15 protein-coding genes, 1 rRNA gene and 1 pseudogene are annotated in these 20,620 nt (G+C 49.7%); all 17 read right to left on the reverse strand.

All coding sequences use genetic code 11. The features are described from left to right. Positions 1-123: ribosomal RNA gene (locus tag V4U88_RS04525) — 16S ribosomal RNA — on the reverse strand; the annotation flags it as partial. A 359-nt stretch (positions 124-482) separates the two neighbouring features. After that, positions 483-1,904 (reverse strand): ABC transporter substrate-binding protein, encoded by a 1,422-nt coding sequence (locus tag V4U88_RS04530; protein WP_334072079.1) that lies wholly within the window; start codon positions 1,902-1,904, stop codon positions 483-485. A 23-nt stretch (positions 1,905-1,927) separates the two neighbouring features. Then, entirely contained in the window at positions 1,928-3,319 is a 1,392-nt protein-coding gene (locus V4U88_RS04535; protein WP_334072080.1) for an ABC transporter substrate-binding protein, read from the reverse strand. A gap of 270 nt (positions 3,320-3,589) precedes the next feature. Further along, positions 3,590-4,972 (reverse strand): radical SAM/SPASM domain-containing protein, encoded by a 1,383-nt coding sequence (locus tag V4U88_RS04540; RefSeq protein ID WP_334072081.1) that lies wholly within the window; start codon positions 4,970-4,972, stop codon positions 3,590-3,592. A 175-nt stretch (positions 4,973-5,147) separates the two neighbouring features. Next, positions 5,148-7,166, reverse strand: a complete 2,019-nt coding sequence (gene ligA / locus V4U88_RS04545; RefSeq protein ID WP_334072082.1) for an NAD-dependent DNA ligase LigA — start codon at positions 7,164-7,166, stop codon at positions 5,148-5,150. A gap of 85 nt (positions 7,167-7,251) precedes the next feature. Then, positions 7,252-9,597: a DNA helicase PcrA gene (gene pcrA, locus V4U88_RS04550; protein WP_334072083.1), complete on the reverse strand. Its 2,346-nt coding sequence runs from the start codon at positions 9,595-9,597 to the stop codon at positions 7,252-7,254. 261 nt (positions 9,598-9,858) lie between these two features. Next, entirely contained in the window at positions 9,859-10,581 is a 723-nt protein-coding gene (locus V4U88_RS04555; protein ID WP_334072084.1) for a heptaprenylglyceryl phosphate synthase, read from the reverse strand. A gap of 197 nt (positions 10,582-10,778) precedes the next feature. Then, complete coding sequence (locus V4U88_RS04560) at positions 10,779-11,669, reverse strand: phosphatidylinositol-specific phospholipase C/glycerophosphodiester phosphodiesterase family protein (RefSeq protein ID WP_334072085.1); 891 nt, start codon at positions 11,667-11,669, stop codon at positions 10,779-10,781. Positions 11,670-11,795: 126 nt separating this feature from the next. Next, the gene (locus V4U88_RS04565; RefSeq protein WP_334072086.1) at positions 11,796-13,235 is read right to left on the reverse strand and encodes a sugar transferase; all 1,440 of its coding nucleotides are present in this window, start codon (positions 13,233-13,235) and stop codon (positions 11,796-11,798) included. 119 nt (positions 13,236-13,354) lie between these two features. Further along, the gene (locus tag V4U88_RS04570; RefSeq protein WP_334072087.1) at positions 13,355-14,287 is read right to left on the reverse strand and encodes a glycosyltransferase family 2 protein; all 933 of its coding nucleotides are present in this window, start codon (positions 14,285-14,287) and stop codon (positions 13,355-13,357) included. Between the two features lie 132 nt (positions 14,288-14,419). Beyond that, positions 14,420-15,385: a glycosyltransferase family 2 protein gene (locus tag V4U88_RS04575; RefSeq protein WP_334072088.1), complete on the reverse strand. Its 966-nt coding sequence runs from the start codon at positions 15,383-15,385 to the stop codon at positions 14,420-14,422. 100 nt (positions 15,386-15,485) lie between these two features. After that, on the reverse strand, positions 15,486-16,364 hold the full coding sequence (rfbD, locus tag V4U88_RS04580; RefSeq protein WP_334072089.1) for a dTDP-4-dehydrorhamnose reductase: 879 nt from the start codon (positions 16,362-16,364) through the stop codon (positions 15,486-15,488). After that, the gene (gene rfbB / locus V4U88_RS04585; RefSeq protein ID WP_334072090.1) at positions 16,361-17,383 is read right to left on the reverse strand and encodes a dTDP-glucose 4,6-dehydratase; all 1,023 of its coding nucleotides are present in this window, start codon (positions 17,381-17,383) and stop codon (positions 16,361-16,363) included. Before rfbB ends, rfbD begins: the two co-directional genes overlap by 4 nt. A 13-nt stretch (positions 17,384-17,396) precedes the next feature. Continuing rightward, positions 17,397-17,945, reverse strand: a complete 549-nt coding sequence (gene rfbC / locus V4U88_RS04590; protein WP_334072091.1) for a dTDP-4-dehydrorhamnose 3,5-epimerase — start codon at positions 17,943-17,945, stop codon at positions 17,397-17,399. Positions 17,946-17,968: 23 nt separating this feature from the next. Beyond that, positions 17,969-18,670: pseudogene (locus V4U88_RS04595) on the reverse strand (sugar phosphate nucleotidyltransferase). A gap of 21 nt (positions 18,671-18,691) precedes the next feature. After that, the gene (locus tag V4U88_RS04600) at positions 18,692-19,651 is read right to left on the reverse strand and encodes a glycosyltransferase (RefSeq protein WP_334072092.1); all 960 of its coding nucleotides are present in this window, start codon (positions 19,649-19,651) and stop codon (positions 18,692-18,694) included. Next, positions 19,644-20,609 (reverse strand): NAD-dependent epimerase/dehydratase family protein, encoded by a 966-nt coding sequence (locus tag V4U88_RS04605; RefSeq protein ID WP_334072093.1) that lies wholly within the window; start codon positions 20,607-20,609, stop codon positions 19,644-19,646. The genes V4U88_RS04600 and V4U88_RS04605 overlap by 8 nt, the downstream gene beginning before the upstream one ends. Positions 20,610-20,620: the final 11 nt, after the last annotated feature.

Here is a 20,620-nt window from a genome sequence, read left to right on the forward strand (position 1 = left end):
GTGTTACTCACCCGTCCGCCGCTAACCATCAGAAGTGCAAGCACTCCATCAAGTCCGCTCGACTTGCATGTATTAGGCACGCCGCCAGCGTTCGTCCTGAGCCAGGATCAAACTCTCCAATAAAGTTGAAACTCATTGAATAAGCTGATAGCTCATTTTGAATCTGACGATTTTAAAAATCATCTAAATTGACGTGTTCCATTTGTTCAGTTTTCAAAGAACTTGACTGGTTCGCTAAAAGCGATTTAATGATCAATCAACTTTTGTCGAACAGTTACCTATTATATCAAAGATTAACTTCGCTGTCAACTTCTTTTTTTAAATCGCAAGCTGTTCAGCAAGCATTCTCTCGAAGCGACAAATAATAATTTATCACGACCTCGCCAGTTTGGCAACAGGTATATTTTACCACATAAATAAAAGAAGGCCGATCCCGCAACTCCCCCGGGACCAACCTTCCGATAATGCTCTTTCAACTTATTTTACTTTGTGCCTTCTCCTGCGCCAGCCGCGCCTTCTTTGTCTTTCTTCGCTTCTTTATCTTTGACCGCCTTGTCCAGTGTGACTTGGGCTTCCTGTTGCGCAGCCTTCAAGGCGTCATCCAGCGACTTTTTCTTGTCTTGAACCAAGCCAAGTTCACGCTGCATGATCGAATCAAATTGTTGGTAGAACTCAGTCGGAACTTTTTCCGACAAAGAATAGTCATCGTCCGAAACTTTCGGTTTCAACTTATAGAAAACATCAAGGCTATGTCCATCGAATTCCTTGCTGAAACCCATACGGGAGAGCAGCCCGTTATTTAAAGATCTCGATTTCACCTTCGCGTAATCTTCCCCGTTGATAAACTTGATAAAATCCCAGGCTGCATCCGCATTCGGCGAGCCGGCGCGGATACCTAAAATTTCGTTGAAGTAAATGCTCCGGGTCGTTTCCGGGTTGGCCGGATCAACCGGTCCTGCCACCATTCCGAGCTCAAATGGCTTATAATCCTTCAATGCCCCTTTGACTTCTTTAATGCTTTGAAGGATATACGTGTTGCCCACCGTGAGCGCGATGCGACCCATCAAGAACATTTGGCTCTTATAGTACTCTTCCATAGATCCACCTTGGAAACCGCCGTCTTTCGGGTTATATACCGCCCCCGAATTCGTGGCGTCCAAAGCAGTCTGATAAGCCTTTTTCCAGGAATCCGTGTCGATCGTCACTTTTAATGTATCCTTATTAAAGACTGACAATCCTTCCGCAGCCGCGATCTGCTGACCCAATTGGACAAACGTTGTGGCATAATCCGCACCGTAACCGTAAACCCGGGTCTTCTCATCTCCCTCCGCAGGGAAACGGCGCGCAAGCTCAAGTACTTCTTGCCAAGTCATCCCATCGTGAGGTGGCTCAACCCCATATTTTTTGAAAAGATCGGCATTATAAAAAATGGCATTTCCACTAAATGTCGGACTCAAGCCGTACAGCTTACCGTTGCCCTTTTCCTTCAGCATCTCGAGCAGCGCGGGATAAATCGTTTCGGTATTATATTTGTCCCGGTCGATCAGCGTGTCCAGTTCCATTAATTTGCCTTCATTGGCCATCTTGCCATAGGTTTCAGGATTCAACATCACCACGTCAGGTTGCTCTTTTTCGATGAAGTCCATAAGTGCCTTGTTATAATCCTTAACTTCCTCGCCGCTGTAAATGGATTGCGTATTAACCACTTCAATATCAACATTAGGATGCTCCATCGTAAACAGATCCCCATACTGCTGAAAAAAATAGCTCTCATCATAATACATCACTTTGATCACACGCTGGGTTTCCGCCTGTTTGCTCGGCCCCGGATTACAACCACTCACCAGCACCATTACAGCACTCAAAGCCAGCAGCAGAAGCTTGTTAAATTTTTTACCTTTCAAGTTACACCCTCCTTATATTTAACTTAATTGCCTTCTTTGTTCTTCTTGTTCTGCTTATCCTTGAGCGCTTTGTCCAACTGAACCTGACCTTCCTGCTCAATGGTTTTCAGCACGTCATCCACGGATTTGCTCTTCTTCTCAAGCAGTCCGATCTCCCGTGAAAGGATAGAATAGTATTGCTCGTAGAACTCCGAAGGAATCTCATCTTCCGACGACAGCGGCGTGCTCTCGGCGCTTGGCTTCAGCTTATAAAAAGCATCCAGGCTGACACCGTCAAATTCTTTCGTATACCCCATCCGGGTGAGCATCCCCTCATTCAATGTTCGCGACTTAATTTTGGCAAATTCCTCGCCATGGACGAACCCCATAAAATCCCAGGCCGCTTCGACATTTGGTGTGTTCGCCCGGATCGATAAAATGCGGTTGAAATAGACCCCCCGCGTTTCATCCGGTCTGGCCGGATCCACCGGTCCCGCAACGATGCCAAGCTGGAACGGTTTATAACCCTTTATCCGGCCTTTGGCTTCTTTTAAGTTTTGAAGAAAATTAGAGCTGTCCGTGGTCATTGCCATGCGTCCCATGAGAAAAGGTTGGCTCTGATAGAACTCTTCCATGGTTCCGCCTTGAAAGCCTCCATCCTGCGGATTGTATATCGCTTTGGATTCCACGGCATCCAGCGCGAGTTGATAGGCTTTCTTCCAGCCTTCCGTATTCACGGTGACTTTCTTGGTTTTCGGGTCCACTTCCTTGATTCCATGGGTACGCGCGATCATGCCGACCATGTCTTGGAGCTGAAAGCCATAATCGCCTCCGAAACCATAGACCCGGCTTTTCTCGTCCCCATCGGTCGGGAACCGGCGGGCGGTATCGATAATATCCTGCCAGGTCATGCCATCATGCGGCACTTCAACACCGTATTTCGCAAACAGGTCCGCATTGTAGTAAATCACATTCGCACGAAAGGAAGGGGACAGGCCATAAAGCTTACCGCCGCCTTGTTCCCTCAACGTCTCCACCATCCCCGGGAAGAACGATGCCGTGTCAAATTTTTCACGGTCTATCAACGTCTCTAAATCCATCAAAAGCCCCTCGGAAGCCAGGGTACTGTAACTGTCGTTGTCGAGCATTAAAATATCGGGCTGCTCCTTTTCCACGAGCTCCTTCAGAGCCTTTTTCGGATCTTTCTCTTCGCCGTTATAGAGACTTTGCATGCTTACAACTTCTATGTTCACATTCGGATATCTCATGGCAAACAAATCGCCGTAGGTTTGATAGAAATAGCCTTCATCCCCGAACATGACTTTGAGCGTTCGCTGCTCACTTTTCGCCTGATTCCCCGTGTTCGCACAACCCGCCGCCAACAAGCACACGATGAACAGGATCAGCGGCTTATGTAGCTTTCTAAAAATTATCATTACCCCCTGTAAAATAGATTCGAAATGATAGCATTCCAACCTTATAACGCTTGAAAGGAAATGAAAGTTACACTTTTCGTAATATTTTTCCAATACTAAATAAAAAAATCCCCTGCCGCGAAGGCAGAGGATGCTGAGCAGTAAGAAGGGACATCAGCTCAAATTTCCCGGTACCGACTTCGATACACGGCCCGTTTTTACAAGCGCAGGCTGGGCTGCGGGACGGATAACTTTCATGGCTCTCACCTCCTTTTATTAGATGCTGGCGGCTTACTTCATGAAGCTCGCCTGCTTGCTTTCGTTTTGCAGCCAGATCGTGCGCAGCGTCTGTTTGATCTGCCTTTTCTCGTAAGAACAGGGACGCTGACCGGTACGCATTCGATAGAGCGGACAATGATTCCCCTGGCAAGCAGGTCGGAAAAAGCACGCACGGCAGGCTTCATCCGTTTCCTCCCCCGAGGTCGTCCACAGGGCCAGCTTGTCGTAATCCAGTTCAAGCGCGCCGTCCCGGTAAATCCGGCCAAGCTGATTGTTGTCCTGATCCAGCGCAACGGAGCATTTGTACAGCACACCATCGGAACCGACAATTAAAGAGTTCGGTTTCGCCGCGTAGCAAATGGCCCCGGTCGGCAGCAAAATATCCGAGATAAACGAACTGACTTCCAGCCCTTCGGCAAGGGCTATTTCGTTGAACTCCCATATCTTTTGGTCCTTGGTACGCTCGTCGCATACCGGAAGATTAAGATCGTTCTCTCCCCCCATACAGCCGACGGGACGAAAATAAACTTTAAACCGCGAATCGTCCGCAAACAGATCGCGCAGTACGGGGATAAAGCTGGAAACCGCTTCGAGATTGCTGTTATCAAAATTAACGCGGAGATTGATTTCAAAGGGGCGGTCAACGTCCTTCAGCGAGAGCAGGTTGTTCACAATTGTGCGGTATGTTCCGCCGCCGCCATGAAGCCCCCTGCGACGATCATGGACCTCCTCTTCCCCGTCCAGCGTGACCATAAAACGCCCAACATGCAAATCCAGCATCTGTCTCAGCCGTTCACGCGTGAGGAAGTACCCGTTGGTGGACATTTCCGCCTCATAAACGGCGCCGTTCGCTTCACAGGATGCGATAAAGGAACGCGACAGCCTCTCGATGAGATGCGGGACCAACAGCGGTTCGCCGCCATGCCAGCTGATCGTCAGCCGGCTTAACGTTTTGCTCCGGTTCGCGATATAAGCCTCCAAGCCTTCCAACACTTCCTGGCGCATCGCTCCCCGCGGGAAGGATTCATAGCAATAGGTGCAGCGGAAGTTGCACGCCTCGGTGGCCAAAAGAACCAGGTGCATCGCATCCGCCGCATGCAGGGATTGATGCAGAAACAAGGCTCTGCGCTGCTCATCCGTGTCCTCCCTGACCAAAAAGCCCTGCTCGACGAGCAACGCGTGCAGCTCCGGAACCGGGCCGGATGGCGGCTCCCCCGGCCGAAGGCATGCCAATACCCCGCCGCGTTCCTCCGCGGAGAAGGAGGCTACCGCCCCGGTATAACTGTTGTACAGCACCAATCCTCCGTCATCGCATTCGCTTTGCGCATTAAACCGTGAAGGCTTCCATCCGAGACCGATTTCCATCAACAACATCCCATCCTTCTTCATCTTCATTTCGAGAGAAAGACTCGCTAACTCCCCGATCTAATCATCATGAAAGGAAAAGGGCCGATAGTTCAATGACCAGTATCACTATAAGGCAACAAACTTTAGCAAAAAAAATCCCGGGCGGTCGGCACATATGACATGCACCGTCTCCCGGGATTTATCCCCACACTTCGATATGGAGTTATTCGCTCTGTCCGTTCAATAGCTTGATAAATTCATTCTCGTCTTCGATCACGGGAATGCCCAGTTCCTGGGCTTTGGCCAGCTTGCTGCCGGCCTTCTCCCCGGCGATGACCAGGTCCGTCTTCTTCGATACGCTGCCGGTCACTTTGGCGCCTAGCGCTTCAAGCCGCGCCGTGGCTTCGTCCCGGCCGAGCTGATGAAGCGTACCTGTGAGTACGACGGTTTTGCCGGTGAAGAACGAATCCGTCACCGGAGCCGCCTGTTTCGGAGGTTTCGCCTCTACGCCAAGGGACAGCATCTTATGGATACCGGCCTGCATAAACGGATCGGCAAAAAAGGACACAATGCTCTCGGCCACAATCCCGCCGATATCCGGCAGCTCCGTCAGTTCCTCTACCGTGGCGTTCATAATTTTGGTCAGATCCCGGTAATGATCGGCCAATACTTTGGTCGTCGATTTTCCGGTGTTCGGGATGCCGAGCGCATACAAGAACGAAGCCAGGTCCCGTCCCTTGCTCTCCTCAATCGCCTTCAGCAGGTTGTTAGCTTTCTTCTCGCCGAACCGCTCCAGCTTGATCAAATCCTCAAATGCAAGCGTGTAAAGCTCGGCGGGCTCGTGGACGTTCAGCTCATCGTGAAGTTGTTCGGCGGTTTTCTCACTGAACGTTTCGATGTCCATCGCGTCGCGGGACGCGAAGTGCGTAATCCGGCTGACGATCTGCGGCTTGCAGTCCAGCCGGTTGTTGCAGAACAGGTGGGCGCCGCGCTGTTCCAGCGGGAAGCCGCAGGCCGGGCAGTTTACCGGGTAGACGATCTCCCCGCCGTCCTGTTCTTCGGTCACCTTTCCGAGGATCTCCGGAATGACATCGTTCGAGCGGCGGATAAATACCCGGGTGCCCAGGGCAAATTTCAAGTTTTTGCGCTCGATATCGCCGACGTTGTTGAGCGTGCAATTTTGCACGGTAACCCCCGCGAGTTCGACCGGTTCGACTCTGGCCAGCGGCGTGATTTTGCCGGTGCGGCCGACGTTCCAGGTCACGGACTCCAGCACCGTGGTCGTCTCCTCCGCCTCAAACTTGAAGGCGACCGCCCAGCGCGGGAATTTATCCGTATAGCCGAGCACTTCGCGGGTGCGCATGTCGGTGATTTTGATGACGGCCCCGTCGATCAGGTAATCCAGCGAGGAACGTTTTTCCACAATGGTATGGAGGATGTCGATGACCTCTTGAAAGCTGTCGTGATACGTGACATGCGGGTTGACCTTGAATCGGTTCTCCTTGAGGAAGGCCACCATTTCCTGATGACTGGCAAACCGAATCCCATCGGAATAACCGACGTTATAGAAAAAAGCGTTCAGCTTCCGCTCCGCCGTCGTCCGCGGATTCAAATTGCGCAGCGCCCCGGCTGCGGCGTTCCGCGCATTCTTTAAAGGCTCGGCGGCCGTCTCGTTATATTTGGCGAGCACGGACAAATTCATAATGCCTTCGCCCTGAACTTCGATCGTCCCCGTGGTGAATGGAATGGTCAACGGTACCGATTTTATCGTTTTGACCTGGGCCAGAATGCCTTCCCCGACCACCCCGTTGCCCCGGGTCGAGGCTTGAACCAGCTTGCCGTCCGTGTAAGTGAGATTCAACGTCAGGCCGTCGAATTTAAGCTCCACGACATAGGTTGGCGCCGGCAACGGCGTATCGGGGTTCTTGCTGTTGTAGTCGGCAATCAACCGCTGCACCCGATTGTTCCAGTTGATCAGCTGCTCCTCGTTCTGCGCTTTATCCAGACTCCACAGCGGGGCCAGATGGCGATGGGGCTTAAAGCCCTGCAGCAAATCGCCGCCGACCCGTCCCGTGGGCGAATCGGGAAGCGTTATCCCGGTTTCTGCCTCCAGCGCGGTCAATTCGTCGTACAGCAGATCGTACTCCTTGTCGCTGACGAGCGGCTGGTCCAGGGTGTAGTAATGATAGTTATACTGGCTTAACTGCTCTACAAGCTGTTCCATTCTTTGCATTTTATCCATGCAGGGACAACCCTCCTTATATGTAGGACGGAGGGACCGACCTGAAATTCGGTTCAGGGGCCCTCCGCGTATTGATGATGGCTCCTTAGCCCTCGGTCACCTTCGTGATCGGGGCAAAGCTGGCGAGCAGGCGCTTCAAGCCGATCGGCGCCGGAAAAGCGATCGTCAGCTCCGTATTATTGCCGGAGCCGTTGATCGAAACGATGGTGCCGATGCCCCATTTGCCGTGCGACACTTTGTCGCCGGCCTGGAATTCGCCGGGATCGGTTGACCCCGGCGGCTTAGCCATGGCGGACGACCCGGAGGCGCCCACCGTCATGGTGACGCCGCTGCGGCCGCCCGCCGCCGGCCGCGAGGCGGGAGCTTCGGCCGCGCCGCGGTGGCCGAAGTTGCTTCCGCCGCCGCCGCCGAAGCCGCGGCCGCTGTACGCGCCGCCGATCCCCGCCCCCCGGCGGTACCGATCGCGCGCGATGCCCGTATCTTCCTTGAGTTCCTCCGGAATCTCATCCAGAAACCGCGAAGGCGGGTTGGCGGTGGTCCGGCCGAACAGGGTGCGCATCTGGGCGCAGGACAGGAACAGCTTCTCCTCGGCCCGGGTAATACCGACATAAGCCAGCCTGCGCTCCTCCTCCAGCTCCTCGTTGTCGAGGAACGCCCGGCTGTGCGGGAACACGCCTTCTTCCATCCCGACGATGAACACGACCGGGAACTCCAGGCCCTTGGCGCTGTGCATCGTCATGAGCACGACCGCGTCGTCGTTCTGCTTCTCGGCGTCACTGTTATCGTTCATGCTGTCGATATCGGCGATCAGCGCGAGGTCGGTCAGGAAGGAAACGAGCGACTTATCTTCATTATTATTCTCAAATTCCATGGTTACCGACAGGAATTCATCAATATTTTCGAGGCGGGACCGCGATTCGATCGTATTCTCGTTCTGCAGCTCCAGCCGATACTGCGTCATCTCCAGCAATTTCTCGGTCAGCTCGGTGACGGAGAGATACTCCACCATTTGATGCAGCGCCGCGATCATATCGTAAAACTCGACCAGCGCGTTGCGCGTACGCCCCGCGATGCCGAGATCGTCGACCGTCTCCAGCACGCGGAAAATGGATACTCCCCGCTGTGCCGCCGCGTCGGCCAGTTTGCCGACCGTCGTATCGCCGATGCCTCTTTTGGGCACATTAATGATCCGGATTAAGCTGATATCGTCGTCAGGGTTGGACAACAGCCGCAGGTAAGCGAGCAGGTCCTTGATTTCTTTGCGATCGTAGAACTTGATGCCCCCGACAATCTGGTACGGGATATCCGATTTGATGAGAATTTCCTCGATGACCCGGGATTGCGCGTTGGTCCGGTAGAGGATGGCGTGATCGCGGTATTTTTTGCCCGCCTTGATGTTGTTGGATATCTCCGATGTGACAAAATACCCCTCATCATGCTCCGAATCCGCCCGGTACACCTTGATCTTGTCGCCTTCACCTTTGTCGGTCCACAGCTTCTTCGGCTTCCGTCCCGTGTTTCGCCCGATCACCCCGTTGGCCGCGTTCAGAATCGTCGCGGTGGAACGGTAGTTCTGCTCGAGCATGATCGTCGTCGCTTCCGGATAATCCTGCTCGAAATTGAGGATATTGGTGATATCCGCCCCGCGCCAGCGGTAAATCGACTGGTCGCTGTCCCCGACGACGCAGATGCGGTGATGTTTGTCGGCCAGCATCCGGCACAGCATATATTGCGCCCGGTTGGTGTCCTGGTATTCGTCGACGTGGATGTACTGAAATTTTTTCTGGTAAAAATCCAGCACCTCCGGCGTTTCCTTGAACAGCTCGATCGTCTTCATGATCAAATCGTCGAAATCGAGCGAGTTGTTGCTGCGGAGCCGCTTTTGATACATCGTGTAGACTTTGGCGACGATCCCTTCGAAAAAGTCTCCGATCTTCTGTTCATACTGCTGCGGTGTGATCAGTTCGTTCTTGGCGGTGCTGATCATCGACTGAACGGCCTTCGGCTCGAATTTCTTCGTGTCGATGTTCAGCTCCTTCATAATATTGCGGATCACGGAGAGCTGGTCGGTTGAGTCCAGGATGGAAAAATTCGACGTAAAACCGATGCGCTCGATATCGCGCCGCAAGATCCGCACGCACATGGAGTGGAAGGTGGACACCCAAATGTCCCGGCCATCCGAGCCGCCGACGAGGCGGGATACGCGGTCCTGCATCTCGCGCGCGGCCTTGTTGGTAAAGGTGATCGCCAGAATGGCCCAAGGCGGCGCCTTGCGGGTGGCGATCAGGTAAGCGATGCGGTGCGTCAGCACGCGCGTCTTGCCGCTGCCCGCGCCGGCCATGATCAGCAGCGGCCCTTCCGTCGTGATGACGGCTTCCCGCTGCTGCGGGTTCAGACGGGCGACCGCCTCTTGTATATTAACAGGTTGCATAGAAATAATGCTCCTTTCTTGATTTGCGTTCCGACTGCCGGAACAGCCGGGAAGTTGAATACGATCCCGCGTGAATTTTAACGGAAGCAGTAGCCGCTATTTTGTATTAAAACGCCTTTTCTAAATTTTAACGGAAATAATAGCGCCTAATTACCTTCATCCGTGTCAGAGTAACCCAGTTTCAAACAAATAGCGGCTGTTATGTCCGTTAGAGTGGGAAAAAGCCCTTTTGAGGGGGAATAGCAGCTATTATGTCCGTTGCTAGAAAGCCTCAGCGTTGCTTTGCACCGCCCGCACCGTTTCAAGCGCCCGGTCTAGATCGGTGTACACCGCGTTGCCGACGACGATCGTGTCGCTGACGGCGGCCGCCCTCCGAGCCGACTCCGCATCCGCAATGCCGCCGCCGTAAAACAGGCGGGCTTCATCCAGCGAGCGGCGGACGTCCGCCACCAGCTCAAGATCGCCGAACGTCCCGCTGTACTCCACGTACACGATCGGCAGGTGGAGCAGCTTGTCCGCGACCTGCGCGTAAGCGGCGGCTTGCGCGGCCTCCAGCCGCGTATCCGCGGACGTGATCCGGGCGACGGTGGAATCGGGATTCAGCACGATGTAGCCTTCCGGCACGAGCATGTCCCACGGGATCATGTAACCGTATTGCTCCACCGCCCGGGCATGCTGTCCGACCAGCCAGTCGCTTTGCCCGGTGTTCAGGACCATCGGAATCAGGTACAGATCGAATCCCGGCACGACGGCCTCCAGGTCGGACACCTCAAGCACGCAGGGGATCTCGTATTGACGAATCCGGGACAAAAGATCCACGGTATTCTCATAGGTGACCCCGCTGGATCCACCCACCATGATCGCATCGCTTCCGGACAAGCATACGGCTTCCAACGCTTCGTCCGTCAGTATGCGATCCGGATCCAATTTAAAAACATGCCGCCAGAATGGCCGGCTTTGCTGCTGTTTTAACACCCCATCCACCAAGCCTTTCCAACCGATTCAGCTCCCTATATGGTCGCGAAAAACGGGGCCTCTTTCCCGCCCCGCATGCAGTTTATGCCGCTTTTTTCACAGTGCTGTATATCATAACATTTCTAGTCTAAGTTACCCCAGGGGGACTGTCAATGTTCGCATCGGAGGCGAACAAAAAAAGATGCGCCCCTCGCGGCAGCGCACTCTTAAAATCCAAGATAAGCGGTCCACCCGGCACGGGCGGCATCCTGCTCGCTCAAAAAATCGGAATAGAATCCATACACGCCCATCCGCTTAAATTGGGCAATGCTTCGGGGGTCATTCACGGTGTGCACATAGGATGGGACCCCGATGCTGTTCAGAGCGGAGACGAGTTTTTCGGTGGCCCGGGTTTCCGACATCGTGACGGCGGCGAGCCGCTTTTCCTTGGCAAATTCGACGACCTGCTCATCCGTATCCTCGGATTGATAGAGCGTATAAATCACCTGCTCAAAAGAATGCAGCCGCTCCACCTCCTCCCACATCGCCCGACTGTAAATTTGCGGTACAATGCGATCCAGCAGGGATGCATCCCGTTTTTTGGCGCTTTGGACAATTTTGCTGTATATCCGCTCAAACTCCTCCGGTTCAATCTGTTTGGTATCGGTGACCACGTATATATCGGGATAGCGCTCCATCAAATCGAGAATATCTTTCCAGCCCAAAGGTTCATATCGGCCCAGGATTTTGGCCTCCTTGAATTCATGGTAACTCCACACCGCCCCGCGGTCGGAGGGATCGACTATTTCCTCCTGGCCCAGCATCTCCGTAAATTTCTCGCCCCATTCATGCCGGGCAATCAGTTGGTCATCCTTGCTGATCAGAAGGTCCGCTTCGAAGACGCGGGTGCCCTTTTCATAGTTGGCAATAAAAGCTTCATAGCTGTTCGTATACGTCAGCCCCTCGATTCCGCCCATGGCGTGCGCCACCACCCGATGCGCCTGAAACCCCGGGGTCGACGGTGTCGGTGTTGCAGCCTGCGGCCGGGAGAGGGTGAAAAGCAAGAGTATAGCGAGGCCCGCAAATAATAACGCGTAATGCAGGGGTTTTCGGGTCATGTTGTGTTGCCCCCTTTTATGGTGATATTGTCCGGGATTGGGCTTGAGCCTTATTAACTAATAAACGTAAAAAAGCCCGCAGACTCAGGGGAGAGTCTTGCAGGCTTTTAAAGTGCGGTCGGTTATTCAATAAGCTCCCGTACCTTTAATGACGATCGGCAGGGTTTTAAAGAGGATTTTCATTTCCAAGCCAAAGCTCCAGTGTTCAATATAGTATAAGTCCAGCTTCACCCATTCTTCAAAAGGCAGGTCGCTTCTGCCGTTAATTTGCCAAAGCCCCGTAATTCCGGGTCGGATATCCAGACGGCGCCATTCGTAGTCCGTATATTTCTCCACTTCCTTCGGAAGCGGGGGACGCGGGCCGACCAGACTCATATGGCCGAGTACGACATTGAGGAGTTGCGGCAACTCATCAATGGAATATTTGCGGATAACTCGCCCCACTCTTGTCACGCGAGGATCGTTTTTTATTTTAAACACCGGGCCATCCGCCTCATTTTGCGTTATCAACTCTACCTGGAGCTGCTCGGCATTCTCCACCATGGATCTGAATTTATACATGTTGAACGGAGCACCATTTTTACCGATACGCCGCTGTTTAATAATCACAGGTCCCTTACTGTCCAGCTTGATACATATAGCTACAACGAGCAGTAAAGGAGAAATCAGAATCAGGCCTAATGCGGAAAGTACCAAATCCGAAGCTCTTTTTAAAATCAGATTAAGCCCCCGCAAAGGTGTCTTAACGATCTCAATGCAGGGATACTCATAGGCTTGGTCAAACACGACACCCGACGTAACCATTTCGAACATTTCCGGAATGATTTTGATGCGAACATCATACTTGCGGATTCTTGTGATCATATTGTTAATGACATTTCGTTCGGAGGGAATCGTAATGTAAATTTCATGGATTTCGTACTGCTGAAGCAGCCTCTCCACCTGATCAATCGCTCCGATAACCTGTTCCGAATCCTTTTTATAATCATCCAAAAAACCAATAAACCGGTATCCGTTCGTCTTCCCGCTAAACAGGTTATCTCTGATTTCCTCGCCTATCCGCCCGGCGCCGATAATCAACACATTCTTGCTGTAAATATTATTGCGGGTTAAGAGTATCATAACTCCCTGGCGCAACAGGCGCGAAATAAAGGCGCTGACCACGATCAAGACCGCAAAAGAGAAAATAACCAAGCGAGAGTAGTTGACCCCTGTTTTCAAGAAAAAGATGAGGCCGAGGGCAATTAAGAAGGAAAAGAAGACGGCTTTTCCCGCTTGGATGGTGTCATCGATAATTCTGATATCCCGATCCCACTTGTAAAGCCCGTGATGGGTCGTATAAATGGCGTAGATGGTAAAGATTACACCCAACAAAAGCAGATAGTCTCTTCCCACCGGCAGGGTTTCCCAGTGATTGAACAGATCAGTGATGCTGTCGATTTTATAATCGGGAAGAACCCGGATAAAGAACAGCAGCAAAAAACTGCAGATATAGAAGAGGTATTCCAGTCCAATCAAGACCACATTGAGAAACATCTCCAAACGAAGGGTCCGTTTTTTGTACATTGAAATATTCTCCGCAATTAACAGGTTGGTTGAATTTATTTTATTATTCATGGATACCGACGAACTCATTTCTACACTCCCCAAAAAGCATTGCTAAACAAATGGATTGCCTGAAGGCGTTAGTTCATCCCCACCCCTGAATCCTTATCCGATCTTGTCGCCAGGGATTCCGGTTTCTTGCTTCCCTTGAGCGGGAATGAAAGCGCGGATTTGACAACCGCCATCATAAATTGTACACCAATCCCCGCGTAGATGGTTGCACTTACCAAAGGATTGTATTTCTTCCTATAATGTTTATTATAGAACAACACCATGGATCGATGAAATTCGTAAATGATTTTTAACGGTCTGCGAGGCGCGCTGCCTCCCTTGTAGTGAACGATCGTGGTTCGCGGATAGTAATAATTGACCCATCCGGCCTCCTTGATCCGATAACACCAGTCCGTATCCTCCGCATACATAAAAAAATCCTCGTCCAACATGCCCACTTGCTCGATCGCCTCCCGGCGTACCATCATAAAGGCGCCGACCAGACAATCGATAGGATATTCCTGATCCGGATCCAAATAAGCTAGTTGGTATTGGTTGAATCTGGGGTTATCCGGGAACCATTTCGAAAACCCGAAGGCATAATAAAATGAGGCGGATGGCGTAGGAAAGCCTCGTTTGCAGGCCTTATCCAACGACCCGTCGGGCAAAATCACCTTGCAGCCCGATGCCCCCACTTCCGGGTGGCTGTCCATAAACTCCAGCATGATCTGTAACGTGTCCTTTTGAATAATCGTATCGGAGTTGAGCAGCAAAATATAACGTCCGCCGGAGATTTTCATCGCTTGATTGTTCGCATAAGAGAAACCCGTATTTTCCTGATTAACGATAAGGTTGACCTGAGGAAACTGCTCGCGAATCTGCTCCACCGAATCATCATGCGAGTGGTTGTCCACCACAATAACCTCAAAGCGATACCCCGTTTCAGAGGCATATACGGATTGCAGACAATCCAACGTCAATCGGCACGTGTTGTAATTGACAATAACTATGGATAAATCCACCAGCAACGCTCCTGACAAAAATAGTAATCTATCGACATTATAGCATAATGTGAGAGGGGGAGGGGAATTATGGAGTGGGAAATGGTGGTTGAGGCTTAATAATAACGAAAAGGAACCGGTTCAACCAGTTCCTTACTTCGAAGTCTCATAAGCCTTGTTTTTTTCCCGTTCAGACACTTTCTCCTTAAGTTTCTTTCGCTTCGCCTTCAGATTCGGCAGTTGCCGCCAAAAATCGATCCAGGCACCAAGCACTTTAGGCTCTCGCAGCAGCATATATCCGTGTACCATAATTTCATAGGCAAATAATTGAGGGATGTTTTTCATCCAACTTGCGCCGGAAAGGTTTTTATAGATCATTTTATACCGGTTTATGAATGAGCGTTGGCGTATAAACAACGGTCTGGAGCCTCTGCCGCCTTTCTTCCAGCCCCGCTTGTGAATGCCGAGCGCCTCGGCGCAATAATAGGCCTTCCAACCAAGCAGCCCGGCGCGCCAGGCCACATCTACATCTTCTTTGTATGCAAAAAAATCCTCATCAAAGAACTGTCCCTGTATCGAAATGTCATCGATCATGTTTCGCGAGTAGATCGCCGCTGCCCCGGAGACGCCGAATACCTCTCCCGGATCGCTCCATTGCTGTCTCGGTTCCCCCGCCCCTCGGTCAAACGCTCTCCAGATCCGGTTCATCACAAGACCTGTACTGTCGATGATGTCCTGATGATCCTGAAAAACGAGCATTCCCGTGGCACTACCTACATCCGGTTTTTCTTCCATGACCTCTACCAACAGCGTAATGTAATCGGGAGCTAACACGACATCCGGATTTAGTACCAAAATGTAGTCGGATTGGGAAAGCCGGATTCCCTGGTTATGGGCAGGAGCAAAACCGGTGTTAAGTTCGTTTTGGACCAATCGAATTCGGGATTCACTCTTTGATAAAAATGCCTTTACTACCTCTACCGTATTGTCCGAGGAGGCATTATCCACGACGATTATTTCATCAACAGGATGCGTTTGACGGATCACCGCATTCAGGCACATCTCTATGTCATGAGAACTGTTATAGGTGACGATTTGGACAGTAACTTTGGGTGGCATAAAAGCACGCTTCCTTTATCAAAAATAAAAAAGAACACTATCACTTAGATAATGTTCTTTTAGCATACCATGTATTTATATAATCGTCAGTTTATACTAACTATTTCTGGGGATGATGTTGCAAGTACTGGGTCAAAAAATCCCGAAGCCCTTCCTTCCACGGCCGCAAATCCTCGAATCCATTGGTGCGAATCGCCAAATGCTCCATAACCGAATTCATCGGGCGAGGCGCCGGACGCGGAAAATCCGCCGTTGTACACGGATGAACCTGCACCGGAAAAGCCCCCGGATGCATTTTTTCAGCCTCTGCGAAAATTTCTTTGGCGAATTCATACCAGGTACAAGCCTCCGCATTGGATGCATGATAAATCCCGTATTTCTCTGTCTGAACCAGCTGTAAGAGAAAACCAGCCAAATCCACCGTATATGTCGGTGATCCCTTCTGATCATTAACCACCTTAATTTCAGGTCTTTCCTTCCCCAGCTTAAGCATGGTTTTGACAAAGTTATTGCTCTGCAGGCCATAAACCCAAGAAGTACGCACAATAAAAAAAGCGGATGACAAGCTCTGAACCAACACCTCACCAGCACGCTTCGATTTTCCATAAATGCTCTGAGGATTTGTATTATCGTACTCATGATAAGGACTTAGCGAGGTTCCATCAAACACGTAGTCGGTGCTGATATAGCAAAACTTCGCCCCTACCCGCTCGCTGGCCAAAACCATATTTCGGGTGCCCACAGCGTTAACGGAATATGCGGCCTCCACTTGTTGCTCTGCTTGGTCGACCGCCGTATAAGCCGCACAATGAATCACCGCGTCCGGTTTCGATTTATTTAATCTCATGAAACAAGCGTCCAGATCCGTAATATCGAGCGAGTCTCGATCATAAGGTTGAACCGTATGACCCGCCTTCTGAAATAGAGCCACCACGTCTTTACCTAACTGTCCGGCTGCTCCCGTCACCAGGATGTTCATGCTTGATCACCCAGACGTTCGCCATATTGCCTTGCATAGTACTCCTGGTAAGCTCCCGACTGAATCCGTGTCCACCATTCTTTATTGTCCAAATACCAAGAAATCGTTTCTTTGATCCCCGTCTCAAAAGAGTGCTTCGGCTTCCATCCCAACTCGTTCATCGTCTTCGTAGGATCAATGCCGTAGCGACGGTCATGACCAGGACGGTCTTGGACATGGGTAATTAGAGACTCAGGCTTCCCTAACTGCTGTAAAATCGTTTTAACGATTTGCAAATTTGTTCGCTCGTTATTACCACCGATATTGTAAACCTCGCCGTTACGGCCTTGATGGATCACCAGATCTATCGCGCTGCAATGATCCTCAACGTATAGCCAATCGCGAATATTCAGCCCGTCTCCGTAAACCGGAAGAGCCTCATTGTTCAAAGCCTTGGAGATCATTAACGGAATTAATTTTTCCGGGAACTGATAAGGTCCGTAGTTGTTGGAGCAGCGCGTAATATTGACAGGCAAACCGAATGTTTCATGGTAAGCCCGGACTAACAGATCTCCGCCTGCTTTACTTGCAGAGTATGGGCTGTTCGGAGCAAGTGGCGTCTCTTCCGTGAACAGGCCGGTTTCCCCAAGTGTGCCGTATACCTCATCTGTGGAAACTTGAACAAACTTGGTAATGTTATGCTTTCTTGCCGCTTCCAGCAGCACCTGAGTTCCGAGCACATTCGTCTTCACAAAAATATCCGGCTCCAGAATACTCCGGTCCACATGCGATTCCGCCGCAAAATTGATTACGACATCGACGCCTTGCCCAATCAACTCGTTCATTTTCTCGGCATCCGTAATGTCCGCCTTAACAAATACGTGATTCGGGTTATTCTCAACGGATTTCAAGTTCTCCAAATTCCCAGCGTAAGTAAGCGCATCAACGTTGATGATTTGGTATTCCGGATACTTTTGAAGCATATATAGCACAAAGTTGCTGCCGATAAATCCGGCGCCCCCGGTAACGAGCAGTTTCATGACTTAAATCCTCCTAATTGAAGTTCATCTCGGCATCTGCAAATAACGGATGACGTCGGTCCTTGTCCGACAGCTGCGGTTCACTCACAGGCCAGTCAATCTGCAACGCCGGATCATTCCATAATATGCCGCGATCATGCTCAGGGGAATAATATTCATCCACTTTATATAAAACTTGGGTGTTCGGAACAAGGGTACAGAAGCCGTGCGCAAATCCTTTTGGTACCAACAATTGCCGTTTGTTGTATTCACTCAGGATCACTCCAACCCATTGTCCAAACGTTGGCGAACTGCGCCGGATATCCAGAATCACATCATAAATCGCCCCTGACAAAACCCGAACCAGTTTGGTTTGCGCTTTGGGATTTAATTGATAATGCAGCCCTCTTAGCACCCCTGGCTCCGCCGAAAGGGAGTGATTGTCTTGAATAAATTTATAATTTACTCCTAAACCATGCATTACAGCTTCATTATAACTTTCCATAAAAAAACCCCGGTGATCCCCATGTACCACCGGTTCAAGCAATGCCGCGCCTTCCAACTTAATTGAGGTGAGTTTCATCTCAGTGCATCCTCCCTATCTATTTAAAGCTTAAGATTCCCAAACTCTTCCAAAACACTAGATCCTTGGCGAATTCACTAAACGCACCAGCGACGCGTGGGTTCCCCGCATCCGTCCACCAGCCTCGCAAGACATCAAAAGAAAGCTCTCCACGTTAAATATATGCATTATTGACATCAGTGATTTCCAGTTCGCCCCGGCGGACGGTTTTAGAGTCTGAATAATTCTCGAAAACATGATGATCGTACATGTACATCCCGGTTACAGCATAGTCTGATTTAGACTGCTTTGGTTTTTCCTCGGTAGAAACAATTCGGTTCGCTCGAAATTCGGGGACGTCAAAACGAGGCGGATCATGTACTTATGAATAAAAATTTTACACCAGTTTGTTGATTTCTGAAATTAACAAGGTATGAAGTAATATCATCAGAAAACACATAAGCACTTGCTCGCTTCCTAAAAACTACTCGCCCAGGCCCAGCCGCCTGCGCAATCCCCCCTGCTTCGTCCTGAACCTTGTAAGTGAAGCCCCCCATGTCGATGCCAAGTAGGCTCACGACATCGCCCATGTGCTATTGTCGGTGACTACGAGAACAGCGGTAAGCCCTTGCTTACTTCAGCTTATGAACGACATGAAAAACCATAGGGTATTTTCCGAGGAGATGCTTGTCAGTTACTTTAGTTAAAGGATAAAGGCGTGAGCCGGTACCGCCGAACAGGATTATGGCTTTTTTTGGGCACGCCCTTTAGGAACGTTTGATATCATCTTCGTGATTCACAAAATTTATTCGCTCTTTCTCAACTACTAAAGGACGTTTAAGGACTTGAGTATGAATGGAACCAATATATTCTCCCAATATACCAATAAAAAAAAGCTGAACTGACGAAAACAAAAAAAGTCCGATAATCAAAGGCGCCATTCCCATGGTAAAGGAATTCCAAAAAAACAACTTTGCTATTAAGTACCCTAAAGCTACGACCAGACTTAACGCAGACATCACAAATCCAAGCATGGCAGCTAGCCGCAAAGGAATTTTGGAGTGATTCGTAATCCCTAACATCGCCATGTCATACAAGGTATAGAAATTATTTTTTGTTATGCCTCTTTTTCTAGCTGGCTGCACATAATTAATTTTGTAGCTCTCAAAGCCGATGTCGGAAATCAGCCCTCTAAAATAAGGGTAAGGATCGTCAATTTCCCTAAGTATTTCAATAATTTTTTTATCGTACAGGCCAAATCCGGTGTTGTTTTTCGTCAATTCAATTTCAGAAACTCTGTTGATAAAATTGTAGTACATTTTTCGAATCGCGAACATAGCCGGACTTTCTTGACTTTCATTCTTAACGCCTAGGACAACCTTATAGCCCTCTTTCCATTTTTCAATAAAATCTTTGATCAAGCCAGGAGGATCTTGTAGGTCTGCAACCAGCAAAATAACCGCATCCCCTTCAGCCTGCAGCAGTGCATGGTAAGGAGAGCGGATATGTCCAAAGTTGCGCGAATTAAGGATAACCTTAACATTGTTGTCATTTTTGGCCATTTTTTTCAAGATAGAAACAGTGTTGTCTTTGGAGGCATTGTCAATAAATACATGCTCATAAAAACAATCATCGATTTGGCTAAAAACTTTTTTTACCTGTTTGTATAACTCCTCCACGTTTTCTTCTTCATTATAGCAAGGAGTTACAATACTTATCTTATGCATTTGATTTCCCCGTTTTCAATAGGTTAACAACATCAGCAATACATTGCATTGAACTGTAATTTGGTGTATATCCTATCTCTGCCGCACTTTTGTTAATCGAGTAGTAATTGTTTTTTGCCCCAGTAACCGATTGCGATTGGCTGGGTTCATCATGTCGATATTGGACATGCAGATTATGTTCTGAAATAAAGTAGTCCAAAAGCTCGAACTTAGTAACAGGTTCTAACGAGTAGGCATCATACGCTGCATTGATTGAATGCTTATGAATGCAAAGTTCCATCAATTCTTTCAAATCAGATGGGTGCACATAATCACGAACCATGTCTTGCGAGTTGGTCATCAATGCTTTATTATCATTCAAGCTATTAACGACATCGGTCAGAAAAAAACGGGATCCCATATCGATGTATCTGCTAAAGAAGCCAAAAATTCTGATATCGACAATATAATGATCCGGCAAACTACGGTGTTTGGCTTCCATATGCAGTTTGGAAATTCCATAATAATCTTTGATTCCCAATTGATTAACATCGATGGAAGCACATTTTGTTTGTGAGGCTGCTTCTGCAAAGTCAGTACCGTAAATAGCTCCGCTACTGAAATTAATATACAGCGTTTTGGGATGCTTTCGAATATAGTCGAGAACTAGATTATCAAATTCCTCCGTCACCTGAAAGATACGGTATGGCTCTAAAGTTAGTTCGTTCGGATTACCGATACCTACGCAATTAATGACCACATCATATAACCCGTTCCTGAAGTCCTCAAACGGCAATACTTTAAGGTTGCTTCTCGGGAAAGACCCATTATTTCGCAAATAATCGACCATTTTTCCCCGAGATCTAACGAATAAATACAATTGATACTCAGGGTCTTCTCTAAGAAACTCCGTAACATTCTTTCCAATATGCCCTGAAGCTCCTAAAACGGCTACTTTTTTAGGCAAATCATTCATCATTGCTTACAGCT

It is taken from the genome of Paenibacillus sp. A14 (genome assembly GCF_036864815.1).
GTDB classification, from domain to species: Bacteria; Bacillota; Bacilli; order Paenibacillales; family Paenibacillaceae; genus Fontibacillus; species Fontibacillus sanfengchensis.

What these genes read in the sequence shown, in the direction of transcription:
- ligA (WP_334072082.1), bottom strand. Translation starts at nt 7,166, where the DNA reads ATGGATAAAATGCAAAGAATGGAACAGCTTGTAGAGCAGTTAAGCCAG.
- V4U88_RS04565 (WP_334072086.1), bottom strand. Translation starts at nt 13,235, where the DNA reads ATGTACAAAAAACGGACCCTTCGTTTGGAGATGTTTCTCAATGTGGTC.
- pcrA (WP_334072083.1), bottom strand. Translation starts at nt 9,597, where the DNA reads ATGCAACCTGTTAATATACAAGAGGCGGTCGCCCGTCTGAACCCGCAG.
- V4U88_RS04575 (WP_334072088.1), bottom strand. Translation starts at nt 15,385, where the DNA reads ATGCCACCCAAAGTTACTGTCCAAATCGTCACCTATAACAGTTCTCAT.
- V4U88_RS04605 (WP_334072093.1), bottom strand. Translation starts at nt 20,609, where the DNA reads ATGATGAATGATTTGCCTAAAAAAGTAGCCGTTTTAGGAGCTTCAGGG.
- V4U88_RS04535 (WP_334072080.1), bottom strand. Translation starts at nt 3,319, where the DNA reads ATGATAATTTTTAGAAAGCTACATAAGCCGCTGATCCTGTTCATCGTG.
- V4U88_RS04560 (WP_334072085.1), bottom strand. Translation starts at nt 11,669, where the DNA reads ATGACCCGAAAACCCCTGCATTACGCGTTATTATTTGCGGGCCTCGCT.
- rfbC (WP_334072091.1), bottom strand. Translation starts at nt 17,945, where the DNA reads ATGAAACTCACCTCAATTAAGTTGGAAGGCGCGGCATTGCTTGAACCG.
- V4U88_RS04600 (WP_334072092.1), bottom strand. Translation starts at nt 19,651, where the DNA reads ATGCATAAGATAAGTATTGTAACTCCTTGCTATAATGAAGAAGAAAAC.
- rfbB (WP_334072090.1), bottom strand. Translation starts at nt 17,383, where the DNA reads ATGAAACTGCTCGTTACCGGGGGCGCCGGATTTATCGGCAGCAACTTT.
- V4U88_RS04540 (WP_334072081.1), bottom strand. Translation starts at nt 4,972, where the DNA reads ATGAAGATGAAGAAGGATGGGATGTTGTTGATGGAAATCGGTCTCGGA.
- rfbD (WP_334072089.1), bottom strand. Translation starts at nt 16,364, where the DNA reads ATGAACATCCTGGTGACGGGAGCAGCCGGACAGTTAGGTAAAGACGTG.